Here is a 21,143-nt window from a genome sequence, read left to right on the forward strand (position 1 = left end):
AAAGTGAACTCAGTCTCGGAAGTAGCCTTCGTGGGCTGCTCGTTCGAGAACTGCTTCTATCTGGACGAGCCGTGGGCCATCCGAAACCGGTCGGAGGCTGACGACGCCGTCTTTCACTTCGTGTTCGCGCTCGCCGTCGACGCTGACGACGCCGCGAGGCACCTCGAAGATGTAGGCTTCACCGTCGCCGAGAACCTGATAATCCGCGACGCGAACGTCCGAGAGCGTCCCGGGGACGGTAATCCCACGAACGTGCGTTCCGGACGAGTCCTCACGGGCGAGTCGGAAGCCCACGCCACCGGGTTCGTCTGGCCGGTGCGTGACGAGTCCACCGGCGATACCGGAGATGCCGATTTCGGCCGGTGAGGCGCGCGAGACGACACCACCGACGATGTCGTCCGGTTCGAGAATCGCGCGCGTTCCGATGAACGCACGGTCGAGAATCCCGACTGTCGCGAGTCCCTGAATCGTACTCGTGCCGGAGTCTCTCTCTACCTCGACCTCGATAGTTCCGTGGCGAATCGTGGCTTCGTCTGCCGACACGAGTCCGGTTGCGACGAGGCACGCGGCTTCACCCGCGACGGTCCCGTCGATTGGCGTGGGAACGACGTTGTTCGTCCCCGTCGAGATACTCACGACTGGAACGTCGCCGATGCTGTGGGCAACGTCTCTGGTGGTTCCGTCGCCACCGAGGACGACCACCGCGTCTGCGTGTTCTTCGAAGTGTGCCGCGGCAGTGCGACTGTCCTGGCCGGATGCAGTCACCGGCATCTCGACGAAGTCAACGTCGAGTTCCGACGGTGCATCGTCGACGATGCGGTCTGCAAGCCCGGAGCTATCCGGCATGACGAGCACTTCGATGTCGTCACATAGCGTCAGCCCTGCGAGGACACACCCCGCTGTACGCCGTTTCGCGTAGTTGTTACTGACGCTGGCACCGCCGGTGAGCCGACGAATGTCGCGGCCGGCGGCCGGGTTGACGACGAGTCCGACTGTCGTCGTCACTTATACGATGCGGTTGATTGCGGCTTCCACGTCGGAGCCGTCCGGGAGGACTTCCTGTTCGAGCGCTGGGCTGAACGGGATGTGCACGTCTGCGACGCCGACGCGCTGGACTGGCGCGTCGAGGCTAAAGAACGCGTTCTCCATGACGCGCGTCGCAACTTCTGCGTGCGTCCCGTACGACAGCGGACTCTCGTCGGCGACGACGAGCCGCCCGGTCTTCTTCACACTCTCGGCGAGTGTGTCGGTGTCGAGTGGGTACAGCGACCGGAGGTCGATGACTTCGACGCTCGTCTGCCCCTCGAGTTGGTCGGCCAGTTCGAGTGACTCGCCGACCATGCGCTGGGTGGCGACGACGGTGACGTCTTCACCCTCGCGTTCGACGCTCGCTTGCCCGATTGGGATGGTGAAGTCCTCGTCGAGTGGGACGTCGCCCTTCTGTTCGTATATCATCTTGTTCTCGAAGACGATGACCGGGTCGTCCGACCGGATAGCCGACTTCAAGAGCCCTTTTGCGGCCGCAGGCGTCCCGGGAGCGACAGCCAAGATTCCGGGGAAGTGGGCGAACCACGTGTGGAGCGTTCCGGAGTGCTGACTCGCAGCACCCATGCCGCCACCTTCGGTGGTGCGGATGGTGACCGGCATCTCGGTCTTGCCACCAAACATGTAGCGGTTCTTCGCCATCTGATTGATAATCTGCTCGGAGCAGACACCGATGAAGTCGGCGAACATGATTTCGACGACCGGTCGTGTCCCAGTCGCCGCCGCCCCGACTGCTGCGCCCATGAAGCCCGCTTCGCTGATGGGTGTGTCGCGGACGCGTGTCTCACCGAAGTCTTCGACGAGGTCGCCGGTGACTTCGAACACACCGCCGAACTTGCCGACGTCTTCGCCCATCAAGAAGACGTCATCGTCTCGGTTCATCTCCTCGCGGAGGGCGAGTCGAATCGCCTCACGGACGGTCATCTCCTTGGTGTCCGACGGCCCTGAGCCTGTAGACGTCTCAGTGCTCATCGCTCTTCACCTCCGTCGGTCCGCCCGCGTCCACCGTCGGCCCGCATCTGTCTCGAGAACTCACTAATCTCCGGCACTGTCGCGTTGAACATGTCTTCGTAGGCTTCGCTTGGGTCTGGATACGGTGCCTCCTTCGCCTCGGCGACCGCGTCCTCGATCTGCTGGTCGATTTCGGCTTTCATCTCGTCGAACTCGGCTTCGGTGATGACGCCGGCCTCGATGAGTCGTCGTTTGAACGTCTCGATGGCGTCGCGGTCTTTCCAGATATCGACGTCCTCTTTCGTCCGGTACGGTTGCTGGTCGCCTTCGAAGTGACCGTGGTACCGATAGGTCTCGGCTTCGATAAACGTCGGTCCCTCACCGTTCGCGGCGCGCTTTCGAGCCTCTTTCACCGCTTCGTAGACGGCGGTGATGTCCATCCCATCGACGGTGAACCCGGGGATGTTGTACGCCTCTGCGGTCTCGCTGAGGTTCTGGACGTTGTGTTGTTTTTCGACCGGTGTCGCCTCGCCGTACTGGTTGTTCTCGACGACGAAGATGGCCGGAAGGTCCCACGTCGCGGCGATGTTGATAGCCTCGTGAACCTGTCCCTGCGCAACTGCGCCGTCACCGAAGAACGCGAGCGCGACTGTCTCTTCACCTTTCAGGTGCGATGTGAGTGCCGCACCTGTCGCAAGCGGTGGTCCCGCGCCGACGATCCCGTTCGCGCCGAGCATCCCGGCGTCGACGTCAGCGATGTGCATTGACCCACCTTTCCCATTGCAATACCCACCGGCTTTTCCGTACAGTTCGGCCATCATCACGTTCGGGTCGAGTCCCTTCGCGATACAGTGTCCGTGGCCTCTGTGGGTACTGGTGATGTAGTCGTTGTCTTCGAGCGCAGAGCACGCGCCGACGCCGACTGCCTCTTCTCCAACGTAGAGGTGAACGAATCCTGGAAGCTCTCCGTCCGCAAACAGATCGCCTGCCTTCGAATCGAAGGACCGAATCGTCAGCATCCGACGAAGGGCCTCTCGCTGTCCACCTTCTGTCTCTATGTCAATTACCACCATGTGGTATCACAACGATTGTCATCATTGTTTATCATAGTTTCCCAAATTGACAGAATGTTGTGTATAATTGATTGATAATTACCTCCTTATTTTGACTTCCCTCGCCTCTTTATGTGTCATTGGGTGGTTTTTTCACACAATTGTTGTTATTCATCCAGTTGCGGTGATTCGCACAGTTTGGGTGAGTTACGCTTTTTCGGGCGAATTGTACCGTGACTGCGTTGCATTCGTCGCTGCCGCCTCGGTCCCGGTTACACTCGTGTTGCCTGCCTGCTTTTATTCGTGAGTCCCTAACCACGGCCAATGCCAACATCGGAGGTCGTGAGCGCATGAACATGCTCTACGAAGGCGAGTGGACGACAGAGAAGTTCGTCGCGAACAACGAAGACGGCGAGTTCGAACGGCAGACGACGACGTTCCGCAACTGGGTCGGCGAAGACGACCGGTTCCCCGTCGAAGCGGGACGGTACCACCTGTACATCTGCCGGGCGTGTCCGTGGGCACACCGAACCGCGATGACGCGCGCGCTGAAGGGACTCGAAGACGTGGTCTCGCTCTCGCTCGTCGAACCGGTCCGTATCGACGACGGGTGGGAGTTTTCCGAAACCCATCCTGACCCACTCTACGGCGAGGAGTTCCTCCGCGACATCTACCTTCGCGCCGACGACGAGTTCACCGGACGCGTCACCGTCCCGGTCCTCTGGGACAAAGAACGCGAGACCATCGTGAACAACGAGTCGCGCGAAATCATGCGGATGCTGAACGAAGCGTTCGACTCCCTGGCCGAGAACGACGTGGACCTCAACCCCGACGGCTACGAAGACGAGGTCGATCGACTCATCGACGAAATTTACGAACCGATCAACAACGGTGTCTACCGGTCTGGGTTCGCGACGACGCAGGAGGCGTACGAAGACGCTGTCACCGAACTCTTCGACGCGCTCGACCACTGGGAAGACGTTCTCGACGACCAGCGATTCCTCGCTGGCGACGTGTTCACCGAAGCGGATATCGCCATGTTCGTGACGCTGGTTCGCTTCGACCACGTCTACCACACGCACTTCAAGTGTAACAAGAAGGCAATCCACGAGTACGAGAACCTCTGGAACTACACGAAGGATATCTACCAACTGCCGGGCGTCGAAAAGACGGTCAATATGGACCACATCGTCCGCCACTACTTCGTCAGTCACGGCGACATCAACCCGAAACGAATCTACGGCGTCGGTCCGGACCTCGACTTCACCGAACCGCACGACAGAGACCGATTCGAGGCCGAACTACCGACCGCCCTCGCCGCAGACGACTGAAGACGCCACCGTCTCGACGTCTCGCGGTTGGACTCTCGCGTGTCTCCACGACGGATACTTCTTCTCGGGATTGCTAGAACGTACCATGGCGAGTCGTTTCGTTCGCGCAGTCAGGCGACTCGAACCACCACCCAGAGCAGTCGATTGGTCCATCCTCGTGATCGTGGTGTTCGAAGCGCTGTCGGGCGTCCTCAGTCTCGGTGCGGGTCACCCTGCCCACAGCGTGCTGTTTCTCCTCCACGGCGTCGTCGGCCTCACACTCGTCGCACTCGTCGGGTTCAAACTGTACCGTGTCCGCCACCGCGTGCTCGACTCGCGACTCCACGACCGGCACACGTTCACGTCTATCGTTCTCGCCGTCGTCGCACTCGCCGCGCTGGCAACCGGCATCGCGTGGGTCGCCGGTGTGACGGTTCGAATCGGTTTCTGGACGCTCCTCAACGTCCACATCGGGTTCGGCCTCCTCGTCGTGCCGATTCTGCTCGTCCACCTCAGTTCGCGATTTCACACACCTCGCCGTGTCGATTTCGCCGGCCGCCGCCGGGCACTTCAGTACGGCGCACTCCTCGTCTTCGGTGCGGTCGCGTATCGGGCAACAGAGACAGTCGGGTCGCTCCAGCGCATCGAACGTCGGTTTACCGGGTCTCGGCCGCTTCCCCCCGGCGATGGAAACGCAGCGTTCCCCGTGACGAGTTGGGTCGCCGACGACCCGGACCCGATAGACACCGACTCGTGGCGACTCTCTCTCGACGGACTCGTCTCCACCCCGTTTTCTCTTGGTGTCACTGACCTCAACCCGGACAGAACCGAGTCGGCGCTTCTCGACTGTACGAGTGGCTGGTACACGGAACAAGACTGGACCGGCGTCAGACTCGGTGAACTCCTCGAAACCGCCGGTGTTCACTCGTCAGCACGGTGGGTCACCGTCAGGTCGGTGACGGGCTTTCGGTGGTCGTTCCCTCTCGACGAAGCGAGTGAGATGCTCCTCGCGACACACGTCGGCGGCGAGCCGATTTCCCACGGCCACGGTGCACCGCTTCGACTTGTCGCACCGAACCGGCGTGGCTTCCAGTGGGTAAAGTGGATAGATACAATCGAGATTCGCCGATACCGCGACCCGGCGCAGTGGCTCGCGGTTCTCGTCAGTGGATTCTGGTGAAGATGGCGGTGGTCGCACGTTGGTTCGGGCGGTGTCGTCGATGTTCTCCCGGTTCAGGCGCTGTCGTCGGGTCCCTTCCGAATCGTTACGTCTGTAACAACGTTCCTGTCGACCGGTCGTGTGCAGTCGCCGACTGCTGATGTAACCGCCATCCGACGACGCCCGCGCCGAGGAGGAAGAGACCCCCGGCGACGAGCAAAAACGGTTCAGCCCCGAGGATGAGGCGCGTCGTCGTCCCATCGTACTTCTGAACTTGCGTGTAGAGGCCCGGGTCCTGAACGTAGTGGAGGACGGCCCGAATCGAGTATCCGAGTTCGACACCGCCGATGACCAGCGGAACGACTGCGGCGTACTTCCAGCGGAGTGTGACTAGCGTTCCGACGACACCGACGCCCGCAAGTTGTGCCAGTAGTCGTTCCTCGTGATTGATTCGTCCGCCCCACCCAGTCTCTATCGTTCCCTCGTACCCGGGTGCGACGTGGAGCAACTCCTGTTGAATTCCGACGACGATGGCGGCGAACCCGACGACTGCCAGGGCGACTGCGAGGATTCGCTGACGGTCCATATCGACCTCTATCGTGTCAAATTTATAAACTTACTGTCGCGAGTCTGCCTCTCTGTGGGTCCTCACTTGCCTTCGTCACTCCCTGCTCGAATCGCACGTTCCGCGGCGTCGAGTGCGGCGTCGGCGTCGAATTCGGCCACGATTGCTTCGAGTTCGTCGCGAGAGGCGTCTTTCAGGTCACGTGCGTGGGCGGTGATGTTCGGCACGGCACGCACGATGTTGTCGACGATTGGGACCGTCGCAACCTGCGCGGACCGCGACATCGGGTTGAGGTCCACCACGATTTCGATTTTGCCCATCGCGCCGAGCGCCGCTGCTCTGTCGCCGTCTTCGAGTGGGACGACGACGACGTCGGCGCTCCCGATACCGTCCGCATCGACTTTGGCGCGTTTGTGGTCGATACCCGGAATTTGGCCGTCTGCGGTCAGCCCTTTCACCTCGTCGGCACCGTGTTCTCGGAGGTGGTCAACGATTGCCTGCATGCGCTCGTCGGTGCGGTTGAACAGGTTCACCTCGATGTCGGCGTCGACCGTGTCCGCGAGTTCGACGATTTCGTCGGGACAGAGAGCGGCGACGTTGCCGTTGACGGAGATGACGGGATGCTCGGCGAGGAGAAGATGTGCCGCAGCGACACGCGCGGCGTCGTCTGCACTCGGAATCGTCCGTTCACCGAGGAGGTAGTCGAACGCCTCGCCGCGACCCTGTGCGATGAGGCCCTGTTTACTCGTGATACCCTTCTCGACGCCCGCTTCGATTCGATGGCGGGTGAGCAGCGATTGGTATCGCGGGTGACTCTCCGGAATCTCGATGTCGCTCATTACTGGTGAATCCACACTCCTGGAGTAACACGCTTTCTCATTGCCGACGCCAGCTTACTCGGACTCGACCATCGCACCGGCGGGGTGAACGCGGCACCGCTTGGGTTCGTAGCCAGCGTCTGAGAGGCCAGTTCCAACGGCGAAGACCGTCTCGCCGAGCATCGCCATCGCCGCGTCGCCCCCTGCGGCGTGCACGTCTTCGATTGCTGTTTCGACCCGGTCGGTGAGCAGATTCGCGTCGCGTGCAAACTGTCGTGATTCACTGAGGAATCGGTCTACCGTCGGTCTCTCCATGAGTGCGTCGAGCGCGGTTTCACCGGCGGCGGTGAGCGTGGTGGTGTCCCCACCGAGGATGTCGGCCGTCGAGAGGCCGCCGAACGTGACGTACTCGATGTGGGGGCGCGCAGGGATGCCGTCCATCCGGTTGTGCCCCGGCGCACCGGGGTCGATACGGATGGGCAGTCCTCCGCGGGCCTGTGCTACGACATCGCCCAGACCGGTCCCAGCCTCGACCTCCGATTCGTGGGCGACCGTGACGAGTTCGTTTTCAGAGCGCTCGCACGAGAAGACTGTGTTGGCCGCGAGCGCGGTTCCGAGCGACATCGCCCCGGAGAGGCCGAAGCCAGACCCGAGCGGAAGCTCACTTTCTGCGTGGACGGACGCGGTCACGCCGAGTCGCTGGAGGACGCTCGAGACGGGTTCCATCTCGAGTGTCTCGCCACCGAGGGTGACGACGGTTTCGGCTGCTGGTTCGACTGTCACGGTGACGCCATGCGAGAGCGTCACGCCTGCCCCGCGCGACCCGGCGATTGCTGGGTCGTCGTCGGGATGGGCGCTGAAAAAGCCCGTAATGTGACCGGGAACGAAAGCCGTCGCGTCGTCGCTCATCGGTCATTCTACGACGGGGGTTGGTTAACGATGTTGCGTTTCGTCTCGGCCGGTCGTGCCCCGTGGTATCCGGTGTCTCGATTTACGAACGGTCGGATTCGATGTCGTCGTTTCGCTCCCGCTCGCGTTCTCGTTCTCGACGTGTGGACACCGTCTGTCGAGCGTCTCCGAGTGTCTCTGTCTCCAGTAGTCGCTCGACTTTCTCTTCGAACTCCGCTTCTGTGAGTTCGCCCGATGCGTACCGTCTGCGAAGCGTCTCCAGTGCGTCTTCGGTCTCGGAGCCTGCCTCATCGCTGTCGTCGCGTCGGCGGGATTCGTAGAGTCTGACGAGGCCGATTGCGGCGGGAAGAACACCGGCGAACCCGACTGGGAAGACGATCCAGAACCACCAGTAGCCGAGCGCGAGAAGACCGAACCCGACGAGAAAGGTGAGCGCCATGACCGACCCTGCGACTATCTGTTCGAGTGGTGTATCGTCGTCTTCGACGACGTCGCTGGCGACTCGACTCGCGTCGCTCACTGTACTCGACCCCAGCGGCGGCGTTCGTTCATACTCTCTTCACGTGTCGGAGAGATAACGACTGTTTCGCTGACAGTGCGTAAGTTCAAATACGAATACGATGTAGTACAATGTATACAGATGCCGTCTATCAGTGCCCGCATCCCCGACGACGAACGAGACGAACTGGAGGACGTTGCGGAACTGCTGGGTGAAGACCGAAGTACGGTGATTCGGAAAGCACTCGGAGAAGGACTCCGCGAACTACGAATTCGCGTTGCTATCGAACGATACCAATCTGGCGATGTTTCACTCAATCAAGCAGCACGCCTCGCGGGTGTGAGTTTGGGAGAGTGGTTCGAAATCGCCCGAGACCGAAACCTCACCTCGCAGTTGTCGCCTGAGGAAGTAGAGCGCGAAGCAGACGCGGCGCTCGATTTGTAGATGGATATCTACGTGGATGCTTCGACGTTGATAGCGCTGGGGACGGTTGGGGAACTGAATCTGTTGTTGCATTTTGACGGTGATATCGTAGTCCCCACAGAGGTACTCGAAGAGGTGAATACTGAGCCCGCGTGGACGAATGTGTCATCTCTACTAGAACGAGATGGCGCGTACCGTGCCGGTGACCGCGCTGTATTCACCCAGTACCGACCACAAGCCAAGCAGGCCCTCAACGAGGACGAAGTAAACGGCGATGTCGCACTTATCGGAACGGTTCTTTGGGCTCGGAACCACGACCAAGACATCGCCATCGTCTCCGACGACCGCCGCGTCCGAACCGTTGCCGAAGGACTCGGAGCGACCGTCACAGGAACCGTCGGTGTCGTCGTCCGCGCCGTTCACGAGGGGATGGACCCCGAAGAGGCGAAAGACCTCGTCCGCCGAATCGACTCTCGTGGGTTGCACATGACTGGCGAACTTCGAGAGACAGCCTATCGACTCATCGACGAGGCAGCGAAAGAATAGTCGAGTCTGCGTTTGGTCGTCTACGGCGACAGACGCTGGCGGTCCGGCGAGACTCACTTCGTTCGTCTCGCTGGCTCTCCAAGTCTTCGCCCTTACGGGCTCAGACGTTGGCGATCTCGCGGGAACTCGGTCGCAAATCGAAGATTTGCTCCCGGCTCCCAAGAGACCCCGATTTCGCCCTACGGGCTCAATCTCTGACGGTCTCTTGGGAACAGAACAGCCTCGCGGATGTTCTCAAGCCCGAGCATCGTCATGATGAGACGCTCGCCACCGAGGCCGAAGCCTGCGTGCGGAGGCATACCGTACTTGAACATCTTCGTGTAGTACTCGAACGCGTCGGGGTCGAGACCCTGCTGTTCGAAGCCTGCGACGAGCTGGTCGTAACGGTGTTCACGCTGGCCACCCGAGACGAGTTCCATGTTCGGGTGCATCATGTCGAAGCCCGTCGAGAGCGTCTCGTCGTCGTCGTGGTCCTTGATGTAGAACGGCTTGATTTCGCTGGGCCAGTCGGTGATGAAGTAGTGTTCGCCGACGTCTTCGCCGAGCGCTTTCTCGCCTTCGGTCGGCAGGTCGTCGCCCCAGACGAGTTGCTCGTCGAGTGCGCCCGTCGCGTTGATGCGCTGGATGGCTTCCTCGTAGGTGAGGCGTGGGAACTCGCCGGACGGCGCTTCGAACTCCTCGGCGAGGTCGAGCGCTTCGAGCTGGTCCTGACAGTTCTCGTCGACTGCCTCGTAGGCTGCTTTGACGACTGCCTCACAGACGTCCATCGCTTCCGTGTGGTCGATGAAGGCCGACTCGAAGTCGATGGAGGTCGCCTCGTTGAGGTGGCGCGGCGTGTTGTGCTCTTCGGCGCGGAAGATCGGGCCGACTTCGAAGACGCGTTCGAGACCGGAGCCGACCATCAGCTGCTTGAACAGCTGCGGCGACTGGTTCATGAACGCTTCTTTGCCGAAGTACGTGATGGGGAAGAGTTCGGTGCCGCCTTCGGTCCCCGTGGCGACGATTTTCGGCGTGTTGATTTCGGTCGCGCGGAGGTCACGGAACTTTTCGCGGACGGCGCGCTGGACTTCGGCGCGAATCTCGAAGATTGCCTTCACTTCGTCCTTGCGGAGGTCGAGCGTGCGGTTGTCGAGACGCGTCGAGAGTTCTGCGTCGACCTTCCCGGAGGGGTCGAGGGGGAGCTGCGCCTCGGCTTCCGCGATGACTTCGACGGTCTCGGGCGTGACTTCGACGCCCGTCGGTGCGCGGGGTTCTTCTGCGACGTCACCGGTGACGGTGATGACGCTCTCGCGGTGGACGCCGAGGCCCGTCTCGACGAGTTCCTCGTCCATGTCGTCTTTCTCGAACTTGACCTGAATCTTGCCCGTCGTATCGCGGAGAATCAGGAACGCGATACCGCCGAGGTCACGAATCTCGTGAACCCAGCCGGCGACGGTGACCGTGTCGCCGGGTTCGGCGTCGGCCGTGTACGTTCGGTTTCGCATACGACGTGTTTGCCGACCGTTCCTGATAAATACGGTCGTTTCGACTTCGAGCGTCACTCAGTACCATGTTACTTTGTCTGGTGGGCCAACTATCCGCTATGGAATCCGACCCGACACCGACAGACGGCGGTGCTTCCGCCCCTCGTGCCGCCCGCGAACAGGACCTCGACTGGACCGAGTCCGAACGCGGCGCTCGATTTGCCTTCCGACGAAAGCAACTCGGTGCGGCCGCTGGCGGCCGGGATATCGGCTGTTCGCTCTACGAAGTCCCACCCGGAAAGCGTCCGTGGCCGACGCATTACCACGAAGGAAACGAAGAAGCACTCTTCGTCCTCTCGGGCAGTGGGACGCTCCACACTCGCGACGACGCGGCGGACATCGACCTCCGCCCCGACACGTACGTTGCACTCCCGTCCGGCGGCGAGTACGTGCGACAGGTCGAAAACGACGGCGACGGCCCGCTTCGGTATCTCGCGCTCTCGACGATGAACCACCCGGACGTGACCGTCTATCCCGACTCGGGCAAAGTCGGTGTCTTCTGTGGGTCCGCACCCGGTGGCGACTCGAATACGCGAACGCTTCACGACTACTTCCCACGGGACGCCGCCGTCGGCTACTGGGAGGACGAACCGACTGACGACCCGTAGTCTCGACTCGGGGCGGAGATTTATATACGAACCCGGGGCCACTCCGCCCCAGACATGGACAGTTCAGATTTCGAAGCCGCGTTTGCACTCCCGTTCGCCCGCGAAACGTCGTTCGACACCGTCGCCGTCGGCATTCTCGTGACGCTTGCCTCGTTCACGACGCCGCTGGCGGGTGTGCTCCTCGTCGGCTACGTCGTCCGACTCGTTCGCGCTGGTGCCGGGGGCGCGACTGCACTCCCGACGTTCGACGACGTGTTCGACATGGTAGTCGAAGGAGGGCGTCTCTCGGCAGTCATCGTCGCAGTACAACTTCCTGCACTCGCGCTCGTGGCTATCGTGCTCACCGCGTCAGATGCACCATTCGCCGTCGCCACCGCAGTCTCCGACCCTCGAATGCTCCAGTATCTCGACGGTTCGGTGTTCACCGTGCTCGGATTCGCCATCGCTGGGATTGCTGCACTCGGTGGAACGTATCTCGGCGTCGCGGCGACTGTTGCATTCGCCGCTGAAGGCTCTGTCGTCGCCTCGATTCCGCTGATTCGCTCTCTCGCGTCCGACACCTCGTTCGCGTCGGTCGCTTCGGCAGCGGCGTTCGTCGTCTTCGGCGGCCGACTGCTTGGGTTCCTCGGTGGCGCGATTCCTCTCGTCGGGATCGTGTTCACCGCGTGCGTGTCGTTTCTGACGCTCGTCGCGGCCGCGGCGCTCCTCGGTCGAGGAGTCGGCTGTTCAGAAATCGAGACGCAGATAGACCAGCAACCGGCGTTCAGTGGTGTCGAGTCGGTGTAGTCGAGAAGAGAGACTGAGACTGTGCTCGTCTCCGAGCGGGGTTACTCTGCGCCGACGAGTTCGGTAGATGCGTCTTTCGCGCCTTCGACGGTCTCACGGACCGCATCGACGCCCTTGTCGTGCAGGAGGTTGCCGACGACGACGACGTCGGCGTTCTGGCCCATCTCGTAGGCCGTGTCGTAGTCGTGAATGCCGCCGCCGTAGAAGAGCGTCGCCTCCTCGAGGGCGTCGTGGGCCGCGCCGACCTTCTTCGGGTCGCCGTACGTGCCGGAGTACTCGATGTAGACGATTTTCTGGCCGAACATCTTCTCGGCGACGCGAGCGAATGAGGCCACGTCTTCGGCAGACTGGTCCGTGTCGGCGTCGGTGTACTCGGCCACAGACGAGTCGGGGTTCATCACGATGTACGCCTCGGTGTGGGTGCGGTCCCAATCGAGGCCGTCTTCGATGCGGACCCACTCTTTGTGTGCGCCAGTAATCCAGAAGGAGTCACTGGCGTTGAACACGGTCGGAATGAGATAGCCATCGAGGCCCGGGTCGTCGATGACGACACCGGGGTTGGACGGCTCCTGATAGATGGGCACGTCGTACTTCGCGGTTGCCTGAATGACGCGCTCCATCTTCTCCTCGGTGATGTCGAGCGTGCCGCCGATTTCGAGGGCGTCGGTGCCGGTCTGGCACACGTCTTCGAACGTCTCTCCATCGGCCAGATCTTTGTCTGGGTCGATTTTCGTGATATGATCCCAGTCTTCCCACGGATAACTCATTGGTCGGTCTATACCGGAGGGGGCCTAAAAAGCGTGCGGATGAATTTTCCGATTAGTCAGCCGCAGACTGCCACTTCCGAACCGTATCCGCGCCGATGCCGTCTACTTTCGCGGCAACATCGTCCGGTTCGGCCGCTTTGAGGGTCTTGACGTCGTCGAACCCGGCATCTTTCAGTTTCTCGGCGGTCTTCGCGCCGATGCCTTTGATGCTCTCTAACTCGGACCCGCCTTCGCTGTTCTGCTGGGCTTGGTACTCCCGGAAGTTGCAGATGGGACAGCCGAGTTCCCACGGTTCGCGCTCACCGTCGTAGGTGATGCGCAGTTCCGGCAACTCGTGTTCCTCACACGAATCCTCTGTCACTTCGATGTCGCCACGACGCGGGAGTGGGAGCGAGTAGTCACAGTCGGGGTAGCGGGTACATCCGACGAGACGAGACCCGGAGCGGAGACGCTTGATGGCGAGTTCGCCGCCGTGTTCTTCGCCGCAGTCCGGGCACGTCCCGATGACCATGTCCTCTTCTTCGTCTGCCTCTTCGGCCTTACAGAGCGGACAGCCGTGGACGAACGTCTTGCGCCCGGCGAGCATCTTGATGTGGTGTAAGTCGTGTTCTTCACACGTCTCTTCCATGATGAGCGGCTTGCCCGTCGATGGGAGCGGCAGCGTGTACGTACAGTCGGGATACGAATCACACCCGATGAAGTACGACCCGCGACGGCTCTTTCTGACGACGAGGTCACCACCGCAGTCGGGACACGGACCGACGGTTTTGTCGGCCTTCAGTGAATCCTGGAGTTGCTTGCCGAGTTCCTCGCGGGACTCCATCAGGCCCTCGAACACGTCTTGCAGAATCTCTTTGGACTCTTCGGTGACGTCCTCCAGCGTGGCCTCACCGCGGGCGATGGCCATCATGTCGGATTCGAGTTGCGAGGTCATCTCCTCGCTGACGATGAGTTTCGCGAAGTCCTCGGATGCCTCCACGACGGCGCGGGCGAGACGGGTTGGACGCGGCGGGTCGCTCTCGATGTAGCCACGGTCGTAGAGTTTCTGAATCACGTCGTGACGGGTCGCTTTCGTCCCGATACCCATCTGTTCCATCGTCTCGATGAGACGCGACTGCCCGTAGCGACGGGGTGGTTGGGTCTGCTTCGCGTCGAGGTGGGTGTCGGCGACCGCGAGCGACTCGCCTTCTTCGACGTCGGGGACGAACGACTCGGTCGAGTTGAAGTACGGGTAGACCTCGTGGTATCCCGATTCGAGCAGACGCTTGCCGTTTGCCTTCATCGACAGCCCGGCGGCCTCGGCGACGACGCGGAGGTGCTCCCACACGGCGTCTTCTGCGACGGTCGCGAAGAAGCGCCGAACCACGAGTTCGTACACGTCCCACTCGTCTTCGGAGAGGTCAGACGCCGACGGAAGTTCGCCCGTCGGGTGAATTGGCGGGTGGTCGGTCGTCTCGTTGTCGCCTTCGGTCGGTTCGATTTCCTCCTGTTCGAGGAGTGACTCCGCGTCGTCCTTGAAGCGGCGGTCTCCCTCGAACGCGCCGAGGAGTTCGCGCGGGTCCAAGTCGTCGGGGTAGACCGTGTTGTCCGTCCGTGGGTACGTGATGTACCCGGCGGTGTAGAGGTCTTCTGCGATGCTCATCGCCCGCTGGGCGGAGTAGCCAATCGACCCGGCGGCGCGGATGAACTGCGTCGTGTTGAACGGCGCGGGTGGCGTGTCGGTTCGAGTGCGTCGCTTGACTGCCGTGACTTCGGCAGCGTCGACGCCGAGGAGCGTCTCGTAAGCCGACTCCGCAGCCTCCTCGTCCCAGATGCGCTCTGCTTCGGTTCCGTCGTCGTCGAGGTAGAAGTACTGGGCTTCGAAGGATTCGGCGGCCCCGTTGGCGTCCTTCGTCAGATTGGTAAACAGTTCCCAGTAGTCTTCGGGGTCGAACGCATCGATTTCGCGTTCTCGGTCGACGATGAGTTTCAGCGTCGGCCCCTGCACTCGGCCAACGGAGATGAAGTCGTTGCCGAGCTGGCGGGCAGAAAGCGAGAGGAATCGCGTGAGGGCGGCCCCCCACACGAGGTCGATAATCTGTCGTGCCTCACCGGCGGCGGCGAGATTGAAGTCGAGGTCGTCGGGATTCTCGAACGCCTCGGTCACTTCGCGTTTCGTAATCGAGGAGAACCGAACCCGGTCGACGGGCACGTCTTCGTTCACCTCGCGGACGAGTTCGTACGCCTCCTTGCCGATGAGTTCACCCTCGCGGTCGTAGTCTGTCGCGATGGTGACGCTGCCGGCACGGCGGGCAAGTCGTCGGAGGGCGGCGACGATGTTCTCCTGAGTGGGGTGTTTTTCGACGGGAGCGCTGATGAGTTCGACCGGTTCGACGTCACGCCAGTCGTTGTACTCCGGTGGGAAGTCAACACCGACGACGTGACCGGACAGGCCGATACAGCGCTTACCGCCCCACTTGTAGACGTTCACGCCGTTCATTCGCTCTGCGGAGGCCGTCTCGCCGCTCAAGATGTCGGCGATACGCCTCGCGGCGTTGTCCTTTTCTGTGATGATGAGGTCGGGGCCACGACTCATTGGCCGGCGATATGTCGGGGGGCGCCCTAAACCTTTCGTGCCCGAATTCGGCCCACAGAAGCCTCAATGCGTGCGTATACGGGCCTGTGCGAGTGGGAGCGCGCGCTTCGCGCGCGTGAGAGGTGTGTGGTATCGCTGCTGAGATGGACAGCGTGGTCTCTGTGTCGCGACGAACACCGTGCTCTGTGCTCGCGCACTCGCCTGCGACGAATTCCGCGACCCACATTCTTAACGCGGTTCCGACGAACCACAAACCGTGTCGAGCGAATCGCGCATCGATATGACCGACGGGGCGATTGCGCCCAAACTCCTCACGCTCTCGTGGCCGCTGGTCGCCGGAAACCTCCTCCAGACGCTCTACAATCTTGCAGACGTGTTCTGGGTTGGCCGTGTCGGAGCGGACGCCGTCGCCGCCGTCTCGCTCATGTTCCCCATGAGTTGGATGTTCGTCTCGACAGCGATGGGGATCACGGCGGCGACCATCGCACTCGTCTCGCAGCATATCGGCGCTGGCGAAGACAGAGCGGCAGACCACGTCGTCGGGCAGACGATTCTCCTCACGATTGCCGTCTCTGTCACCCTCGCAACACTCGGCTTCCTCTTCAGACACCCGTTGTTGTCCCTCATCGGCGCAGAAGGAGCGGTGTTCACCGAAGCACTCGCGTACATCGAGATTATCTTCCTGTCGCTCCCGCTCACGTTCCTCTTCTTCGCGTTTCGGGCCGCCTTACAGGGCGCAGGCGACACCAAGACGGCGATGTGGCTCATGGTCGTCTCGGCGGGGTTGAACGTCGTCCTCGACCCGGTTCTCATCCTCGGGTTCGGCCCGATTTCTGTCTTCGGCGTGAACCTGTCTGTCGCCGGGATGGGGACGCGCGGCGCGGCCATCGCGACGCTTATCGCCCGCCTGTTCGCCACCGGCGTCGGCGTCTACATCCTCCTGCGCGGTGACTGGGGTGTCAAACTCCACCTCGAAGACCTGCGACCCGACCCGGAGCGCCTGAAGAAACTCGTCGATATTGGCTCGCCAGCGACGCTCGACGGGTGGGCACGGAGCTTTTCCGCCGTCGTCATGGCAGGGTTCGTCGCCCGGTTCGGGCCGATCCCCACTGCGGCGTACGGCATCGGCCTTCGACTGATGTCTGTCTCGTGGTCGGTTTCGGGTGCTGTCGGGCAGGCAACCGCGACCGGTGTCGGGCAGAACCTCGGTGCACGAACGCCTGACAGGGCGGCGACAGTCACGTGGACTGCGGTGGCAGCAACGATGGGATTCCTCTTCGCTGCCGCTGGACTCGTCGTCGCGTTCCCTGCCGAGGCGATGCGCCTGTTCATCGACGACCAGGCCGTCGTCGACGCGGGAATCACGTTCCTCCGTATCATCGCGCCGTCGTGGGCGTTCTTCGGCGGCGTCATGGTCATTCAGGGTGCGTTCCGCGGGGCCGGAATCACGAAGGCGTCGATGGCGCTGTCGTTCCTCTCGCGATGGATTTTCCGCGTCCCCGTCGCCATCGCCGTCGCGTTTACGTGGACCGTCACGATTCCCGGTCTGGGCTCCATCTCCAGTCTCGCGTGGGGTGTCGAGGGACTCTGGTGGGCGTACGTCGCCGGTGCAGTCGGGTCGTTCGTCGTCGCAGTCGTGTGGTTCCGCGCCGGAACGTGGCGTGAAGGCGTGTTGGACCACGACGCGGTTCCCGCGGCGGGCGACGACTGAGAGAACCCTTCCCTGGACCTGACAGCCGAAACGATTTTTCAGAGTGCGTGTGGCAATACTGTATGCGACTGCCCTCCCCTCGAATGCGCCGCCTCATTCTCGGCTTTCTTCTCGTCACGAACCCGTTTTGGGGGCCGGCACTCGGGGTGACCGGCACCGACTACGTCTACGAGTCGACCGAGATAACGGTCGAAGAGAATCGCCTGGAGGTTTCCGACAGGCGTGCATCAATCGAGATGTATCACGGTATCTCCGGATTCGACTGTACGTGGGGGACGGCAGACACACGATACTGCACGCTGGAGGCGCTGACGCTGAACGAGACCGTGAGAGTCGACCACCCCACCATCACGTCGAGTTCGCCGGGATATCTCCACACCGACGAGGAGTACCTCGCGTACAGTGACGGCCGCGTCTACGCCTACAACTCGACGTGGGAAGATGGTCAGTTCGTCCTCTCGACGGAACGGATATCCGCGACCACCGCCCTCGACGATGTCGCGCAGTCGCTCTCGACATATCCGGACTCGGCCGCCGAACGAGCGATTCGACAGGGACGGATACGGACTGACGAACCGCTCTGGGCAGACGAAGGTGAAGGACGCGTGTTCGAGCTCGATGGTGAGTACTACGCCGTCTACCAGTCAGGGAGCACCAGTGCACTTGCCTCGAACCCGACGGCCGAAGCAATTCTGTCGTTCTTCGCCGTCGTCTACGGGGCGGTCGTACTCATCCAGCGAGACTAACAGCGAGGAAAAGACTGGGGCCCGCAGGTCGCAGTCGCGTTACTCGTCGAGTTTCTCGCGGAGCAGTTGGTTGACCGTTCCGGGGTCGGCGCTCCCCTTGGACTTCTGCATGACCTGTCCGACGAGGAAGTTCAGGGCACCGCCTTCACCCTCGTGGTAGTCGGAGACAGCGTCTGGGTTCTCGTCGATGGCTTCCTGCACGAAGCCGCCGATTTCGTCGTCGTCGGCCTTGCCGAGGCCTTCTTCCTCGACGATGGTGTCGGGGTCGGTTCCCTCGTCGAGCATCTTGCGGAGGACGATTTCTTCGGCGTTCTTCGTCGTCACCTCGTCGGCGTCGACGAGTTCGATGAGACGGGTGAACTCGTCGAGGCGGTCCGACACGTCGGTGATGAGCATGTCACGGTAGTTGAGTTCGCCCAGCAGGTTGTCGGCGACCCACGTCGCGGCGAGGTCGGCGTCGAACTCGGCGGCGACGTCCTCGAAGAAGTCAGCGACTTCCTTCGTGGAGGTGAGTTTCGAGGCGGACTCTTCGTCGAGGCCGTACTCGGTCTGGAACCGCTCGCGGCGGGCGTCCGGGAGTTCCGGAATCGGAATCTCTTCTTTCCAGTGGGCCACCTGAAGCGGCGGCAGGTCGGCTTCCTGGAAGTAGCGGTAATCTTTCTCCTCTTCTTTCGAGCGCATCGAGACGGTGATGCCGCGGGATTCGTCCCAGTGGCGAGTCTCCTGTTCGATGGCGCGGCCACGCTTGACGGCGTTCTTCTGGCGGGTGACCTCGTAGGCGAGCGCTTTCTCTGCGCCTTTGTGACTCGAGATGTTCTTGACCTCCGTCCGGTTCGCGGCTTCGAGCGTCTCGTCGGAGATAGACCCGTCGTCTGCGACTTCGTCGGCAGGGACGAGCGAGATGTTGGCGTCGATACGGAGCGACCCGTCGCGGGTGGCGTCGAAGACGCCGAGATATTCGAGCACTTCTTCTAACTTGGCGAGGAACGCGCGGGTCTCTTGCGGACTCCGGAAGTCGGGTTCCGTGACGATTTCCATCAGCGGCGTGCCGGCGCGGTTGTAGTTGACGAGCGTGTAGTCCGCGGTGTCGATGCTGCCGCCTTTGTGCTGGAGACTGCCGGGGTCCTCTTCGAGGTGGGCGCGCGTGATGCCGATTTTGCGGCGCTTGCCTTCGACGGAGACTTCGAGCGTCCCGTCGGCACAGATCGGGGCGTCGTACTGGGTGATCTGGAAGTTCTTCGGCAGGTCGGGGTAGTAGTAGTTCTTCCGGTGGAACCGGGTGTCTTCGGCGATCGTGGCGTTGAGCGCCTTGCCGATTTTGACCGCCGACTCGACGGCGTTCTCGTTGAGTACCGGGAGCGCACCCGGGAGTCCCAGACAGACCGGGCAGACGCGAGTGTTCGGCGCTTCGTCTTCGGCAGGCTCGGTCGAACAGCCACAGAAAATCTTCGTGGACGTCTCGAGTTGAACGTGGACTTCCAACCCGATGACGACCGCGAGTTCGCGCTGTTCGAGCGCTTGCGCAGTCATTAGGCGCGCTTCGACGGCGGTGGGCTAAAGACTAACGGGACGGGCGCGAGCGGACGGTCTGTCGGTGTCGGTTCGAATCGATTGCTGTCTCGGCGTTGGCTCGAACCGAACGCGCTCTTCCGTCGTTCACCCGCGGCGGTTCCACTTATCATGGCGCGCCTCCTCTCGGGACGTAATTCAAATGACCGAGGAACTCAAAGCCCGCGTCTGCGACGCCATCGACGCCCGCGCAGACGACATCGTCGCCTTCGCAAAAGACGTGCAGTCCGAGCCCGAACTCGGCTACAAGGAAGTCGAGACGACGAAAAAAGTCGTCTCGCTGTTCGAAGACCTCGACCTCGATGTCGAGACGGAACTCGCGATTACCGGTGCCCGCGCTCGCGCCGGGTCTGGAGAGTTCGTCGCGGCCGTGCTCGGCGAACTCGACGCACTCGTCAACCCCGACCACCCACTGGCAGACCCCGACACTGGCGCGGTTCACGCCTGCGGTCACAACGCGCAACTCGCCCACCTCGTCGGCTCTGCTATCGGTCTCGTCGGAAGCGGTGTCGTCGACGACCTCGACGGCGCAGTCGAGTTCGTGGCCGTTCCCGCCGAAGAGTATCTCGACCTCGACTACCGACGCCAACTCCTCGACGCGGGCGACATCGAGTTCTTCGGCGGCAAGCAGGAACTCATCCGTCGCGGCTACGTCGACGACTGGGACGCCGCCGCGATGATGCACGCCGGCAGCAACACGCCGGAGCGGACGATTACGAGTAGTTTTTCCACGAACGGATTCGTCGGAAAGTTCGTCACCTATCGCGGGGTAGAAGCCCACGCGGGTGCGGCCCCCGAAGAAGGTGTCAACGCCCTCAACGCCGCGATGCTCGGCATGAACGCAGTGCACGCCCAGCGAGAGACCTTCCGCGACGAAGACCACGTCCGCGTCCACCCCATCATTACGCGCGGTGGCGACGGGGTGAACGTCGTTCCGGCCGAAGTGACCATGGAATCATACGTCCGCGCGGCCGCTATCGACGCTGTTGCGGAGACGAACCAGTCGGTCAACCGCGCGCTCGCGTCCGGTGCGATGGCCGTCGGTGGCGACGTCGAAATCGAAGACTACCCCGGGTACATGCCGTTGCAGACGAACGAGACGCTCGCATCTGTCTACGACGAGAACGCCCGCGACATCGTCGGCCCGAACGCCGTCACCGAGGGCCAACCGCACCTCTCTGGGTCGACCGACATGGGCGACGTCACGCAACTCGTCCCCGGTATCCACCCGTGGACTGGCGGTTTCGAGGGTGCGGTCCACGCCCGCGACTTCCGCGTCGTCGACGAAGAGATGGCGTACGTCATCCCGGCGAAACTCACGGCGTGCATGCTCGTCGACGTGCTTACCGACCCCGACGCGATGGCTGCTCTTCGTGACGCGAAATCACAAAAGCGGTCGCGTGAAGACTACCTCGATGCGGTTCGAGCGTTCCGTGCGACGACGACTGAATCGTACCGCGAGTAACATCCTGAATCGAGGAGTCTGTGTGCGTTCGGGTCTCCGGACCCAACTGTCACTCGATTCGTGAGGCGAGCGAAGCAGGGGGTAGTCCGTTCACACACGTATCACATTATCGGTGAT

At 62.0% G+C, this 21,143-nt stretch carries 21 protein-coding genes; 9 read left to right on the forward strand and 12 right to left on the reverse strand.

The window, feature by feature from the left end:
• Positions 1-9: 9 nt before the first annotated feature.
• From ACK3SC_RS04170 to ACK3SC_RS04180, 3 genes are read right to left on the reverse strand one after another with little or no spacing between them, the layout of a single operon-like run.
• Positions 10-1,005 carry an NAD(+)/NADH kinase gene (locus ACK3SC_RS04170; protein WP_416838861.1) on the reverse strand — a complete coding sequence of 332 codons (996 nt, stop codon included), beginning with the start codon at positions 1,003-1,005 and terminating at the stop codon, positions 10-12.
• On the reverse strand, positions 1,006-2,016 hold the full coding sequence (locus ACK3SC_RS04175; protein WP_416838862.1) for an alpha-ketoacid dehydrogenase subunit beta: 1,011 nt from the start codon (positions 2,014-2,016) through the stop codon (positions 1,006-1,008). It abuts the gene before it with no gap.
• Complete coding sequence (locus tag ACK3SC_RS04180) at positions 2,013-3,068, reverse strand: thiamine pyrophosphate-dependent dehydrogenase E1 component subunit alpha (RefSeq protein ID WP_416838863.1); 1,056 nt, start codon at positions 3,066-3,068, stop codon at positions 2,013-2,015. Before ACK3SC_RS04180 ends, ACK3SC_RS04175 begins: the two co-directional genes overlap by 4 nt.
• Positions 3,069-3,397: 329 nt before the next feature.
• On the opposite strand from ACK3SC_RS04180, the gene ACK3SC_RS04185 reads away from it, so the two are divergent.
• Together ACK3SC_RS04185 and ACK3SC_RS04190 are read left to right on the forward strand one after the other, a co-directional pair.
• Complete coding sequence (locus tag ACK3SC_RS04185) at positions 3,398-4,378, forward strand: glutathione S-transferase family protein (RefSeq protein ID WP_416838864.1); 981 nt, start codon at positions 3,398-3,400, stop codon at positions 4,376-4,378.
• 85 nt (positions 4,379-4,463) lie between these two features.
• A complete protein-coding gene (locus ACK3SC_RS04190) occupies positions 4,464-5,537 on the forward strand; it encodes a molybdopterin-dependent oxidoreductase (protein ID WP_416838865.1) in 1,074 nt (357 codons plus the stop codon).
• An 85-nt stretch (positions 5,538-5,622) separates the two neighbouring features.
• Here the strand turns inward: ACK3SC_RS04190 and ACK3SC_RS04195 are convergent, their stop codons facing one another.
• The 4 genes from ACK3SC_RS04195 to ACK3SC_RS04210 form a co-directional block, all read right to left on the reverse strand.
• Positions 5,623-6,102 (reverse strand): hypothetical protein, encoded by a 480-nt coding sequence (locus ACK3SC_RS04195; protein WP_416838866.1) that lies wholly within the window; start codon positions 6,100-6,102, stop codon positions 5,623-5,625.
• 62 nt (positions 6,103-6,164) lie between these two features.
• Positions 6,165-6,920 (reverse strand): 4-phosphopantoate--beta-alanine ligase, encoded by a 756-nt coding sequence (locus ACK3SC_RS04200; RefSeq protein WP_416838867.1) that lies wholly within the window; start codon positions 6,918-6,920, stop codon positions 6,165-6,167.
• Between the two features lie 54 nt (positions 6,921-6,974).
• On the reverse strand, positions 6,975-7,808 hold the full coding sequence (locus ACK3SC_RS04205) for a pantoate kinase (protein WP_416838868.1): 834 nt from the start codon (positions 7,806-7,808) through the stop codon (positions 6,975-6,977).
• Positions 7,809-7,890: 82 nt separating this feature from the next.
• Positions 7,891-8,328, reverse strand: a complete 438-nt coding sequence (locus ACK3SC_RS04210) for an SHOCT domain-containing protein (RefSeq protein ID WP_416838869.1) — start codon at positions 8,326-8,328, stop codon at positions 7,891-7,893.
• A 120-nt stretch (positions 8,329-8,448) separates the two neighbouring features.
• Here ACK3SC_RS04210 and ACK3SC_RS04215 point away from each other — a divergent pair, with 120 nt between their 5' ends.
• A complete protein-coding gene (locus ACK3SC_RS04215) occupies positions 8,449-8,751 on the forward strand; it encodes a UPF0175 family protein (protein WP_151134327.1) in 303 nt (100 codons plus the stop codon).
• Positions 8,752-8,892: 141 nt separating this feature from the next.
• Complete coding sequence (locus ACK3SC_RS04220; RefSeq protein ID WP_416838870.1) at positions 8,893-9,276, forward strand: hypothetical protein; 384 nt, start codon at positions 8,893-8,895, stop codon at positions 9,274-9,276.
• Between the two features lie 179 nt (positions 9,277-9,455).
• On the opposite strand, the gene aspS is transcribed toward ACK3SC_RS04220, so the two are convergent.
• The gene (aspS, locus tag ACK3SC_RS04225) at positions 9,456-10,760 is read right to left on the reverse strand and encodes an aspartate--tRNA(Asn) ligase (protein ID WP_416838871.1); all 1,305 of its coding nucleotides are present in this window, start codon (positions 10,758-10,760) and stop codon (positions 9,456-9,458) included.
• Between the two features lie 98 nt (positions 10,761-10,858).
• Here aspS and ACK3SC_RS04230 point away from each other — a divergent pair, with 98 nt between their 5' ends.
• Together ACK3SC_RS04230 and ACK3SC_RS04235 are read left to right on the forward strand one after the other, a co-directional pair.
• Positions 10,859-11,407, forward strand: coding sequence for a cupin domain-containing protein (locus ACK3SC_RS04230; protein WP_416838872.1), 549 nt, complete (start codon positions 10,859-10,861; stop codon positions 11,405-11,407).
• Positions 11,408-11,461: 54 nt separating this feature from the next.
• Positions 11,462-12,193 (forward strand): DUF4013 domain-containing protein, encoded by a 732-nt coding sequence (locus ACK3SC_RS04235; RefSeq protein WP_416838873.1) that lies wholly within the window; start codon positions 11,462-11,464, stop codon positions 12,191-12,193.
• A gap of 41 nt (positions 12,194-12,234) precedes the next feature.
• Here ACK3SC_RS04235 and ACK3SC_RS04240 read toward each other — a convergent pair whose 3' ends face one another.
• Together ACK3SC_RS04240 and ACK3SC_RS04245 are read right to left on the reverse strand one after the other, a co-directional pair.
• Complete coding sequence (locus tag ACK3SC_RS04240) at positions 12,235-12,960, reverse strand: phosphoglycerol geranylgeranyltransferase (protein ID WP_416838874.1); 726 nt, start codon at positions 12,958-12,960, stop codon at positions 12,235-12,237.
• A 52-nt stretch (positions 12,961-13,012) separates the two neighbouring features.
• Positions 13,013-15,535, reverse strand: coding sequence for a DNA topoisomerase I (locus ACK3SC_RS04245; protein ID WP_416838875.1), 2,523 nt, complete (start codon positions 15,533-15,535; stop codon positions 13,013-13,015).
• Positions 15,536-15,791: 256 nt separating this feature from the next.
• Between ACK3SC_RS04245 and ACK3SC_RS04250 the strand changes: the two genes are divergently transcribed.
• Together ACK3SC_RS04250 and ACK3SC_RS04255 are read left to right on the forward strand one after the other, a co-directional pair.
• Entirely contained in the window at positions 15,792-17,246 is a 1,455-nt protein-coding gene (locus ACK3SC_RS04250) for an MATE family efflux transporter (protein ID WP_416838876.1), read from the forward strand.
• Between the two features lie 62 nt (positions 17,247-17,308).
• The gene (locus ACK3SC_RS04255; protein ID WP_416838877.1) at positions 17,309-17,992 is read left to right on the forward strand and encodes a hypothetical protein; all 684 of its coding nucleotides are present in this window, start codon (positions 17,309-17,311) and stop codon (positions 17,990-17,992) included.
• 39 nt (positions 17,993-18,031) lie between these two features.
• Here the strand turns inward: ACK3SC_RS04255 and gatB are convergent, their stop codons facing one another.
• A complete protein-coding gene (gatB, locus tag ACK3SC_RS04260) occupies positions 18,032-19,522 on the reverse strand; it encodes an Asp-tRNA(Asn)/Glu-tRNA(Gln) amidotransferase subunit GatB (RefSeq protein ID WP_416838878.1) in 1,491 nt (496 codons plus the stop codon).
• Complete coding sequence (locus tag ACK3SC_RS04265) at positions 19,522-19,674, reverse strand: hypothetical protein (protein ID WP_416838879.1); 153 nt, start codon at positions 19,672-19,674, stop codon at positions 19,522-19,524. The genes gatB and ACK3SC_RS04265 overlap by 1 nt, the downstream gene beginning before the upstream one ends.
• A gap of 29 nt (positions 19,675-19,703) precedes the next feature.
• On the opposite strand from ACK3SC_RS04265, the gene ACK3SC_RS04270 reads away from it, so the two are divergent.
• A complete protein-coding gene (locus tag ACK3SC_RS04270; RefSeq protein ID WP_416838880.1) occupies positions 19,704-21,026 on the forward strand; it encodes an amidohydrolase in 1,323 nt (440 codons plus the stop codon).
• The last annotated feature ends 117 nt before the right edge of the window (positions 21,027-21,143 follow it).

It is taken from the genome of Haloferax sp. DFSO52 (assembly GCF_048158745.1).
Classification (GTDB): domain Archaea; phylum Halobacteriota; class Halobacteria; order Halobacteriales; family Haloferacaceae; genus Haloferax.

Coding starts and splice junctions, on each gene's coding strand:
- ACK3SC_RS04175 (WP_416838862.1), bottom strand. CDS start 2,016: ATGAGCACTGAGACGTCTACAGGCTCAGGGCCGTCGGACACCAAGGAG.
- ACK3SC_RS04180 (WP_416838863.1), bottom strand. CDS start 3,068: ATGGTGGTAATTGACATAGAGACAGAAGGTGGACAGCGAGAGGCCCTT.
- ACK3SC_RS04185 (WP_416838864.1), top strand. CDS start 3,398: ATGAACATGCTCTACGAAGGCGAGTGGACGACAGAGAAGTTCGTCGCG.
- ACK3SC_RS04190 (WP_416838865.1), top strand. CDS start 4,464: ATGGCGAGTCGTTTCGTTCGCGCAGTCAGGCGACTCGAACCACCACCC.
- ACK3SC_RS04195 (WP_416838866.1), bottom strand. CDS start 6,102: ATGGACCGTCAGCGAATCCTCGCAGTCGCCCTGGCAGTCGTCGGGTTC.
- ACK3SC_RS04200 (WP_416838867.1), bottom strand. CDS start 6,920: ATGAGCGACATCGAGATTCCGGAGAGTCACCCGCGATACCAATCGCTG.
- ACK3SC_RS04205 (WP_416838868.1), bottom strand. CDS start 7,808: ATGAGCGACGACGCGACGGCTTTCGTTCCCGGTCACATTACGGGCTTT.
- ACK3SC_RS04215 (WP_151134327.1), top strand. CDS start 8,449: ATGCCGTCTATCAGTGCCCGCATCCCCGACGACGAACGAGACGAACTG.
- aspS (WP_416838871.1), bottom strand. CDS start 10,760: ATGCGAAACCGAACGTACACGGCCGACGCCGAACCCGGCGACACGGTC.
- ACK3SC_RS04230 (WP_416838872.1), top strand. CDS start 10,859: ATGGAATCCGACCCGACACCGACAGACGGCGGTGCTTCCGCCCCTCGT.
- ACK3SC_RS04235 (WP_416838873.1), top strand. CDS start 11,462: ATGGACAGTTCAGATTTCGAAGCCGCGTTTGCACTCCCGTTCGCCCGC.
- ACK3SC_RS04240 (WP_416838874.1), bottom strand. CDS start 12,960: ATGAGTTATCCGTGGGAAGACTGGGATCATATCACGAAAATCGACCCA.
- ACK3SC_RS04245 (WP_416838875.1), bottom strand. CDS start 15,535: ATGAGTCGTGGCCCCGACCTCATCATCACAGAAAAGGACAACGCCGCG.
- ACK3SC_RS04255 (WP_416838877.1), top strand. CDS start 17,309: ATGCGACTGCCCTCCCCTCGAATGCGCCGCCTCATTCTCGGCTTTCTT.
- gatB (WP_416838878.1), bottom strand. CDS start 19,522: ATGACTGCGCAAGCGCTCGAACAGCGCGAACTCGCGGTCGTCATCGGG.
- ACK3SC_RS04265 (WP_416838879.1), bottom strand. CDS start 19,674: ATGATAAGTGGAACCGCCGCGGGTGAACGACGGAAGAGCGCGTTCGGT.
- ACK3SC_RS04270 (WP_416838880.1), top strand. CDS start 19,704: ATGACCGAGGAACTCAAAGCCCGCGTCTGCGACGCCATCGACGCCCGC.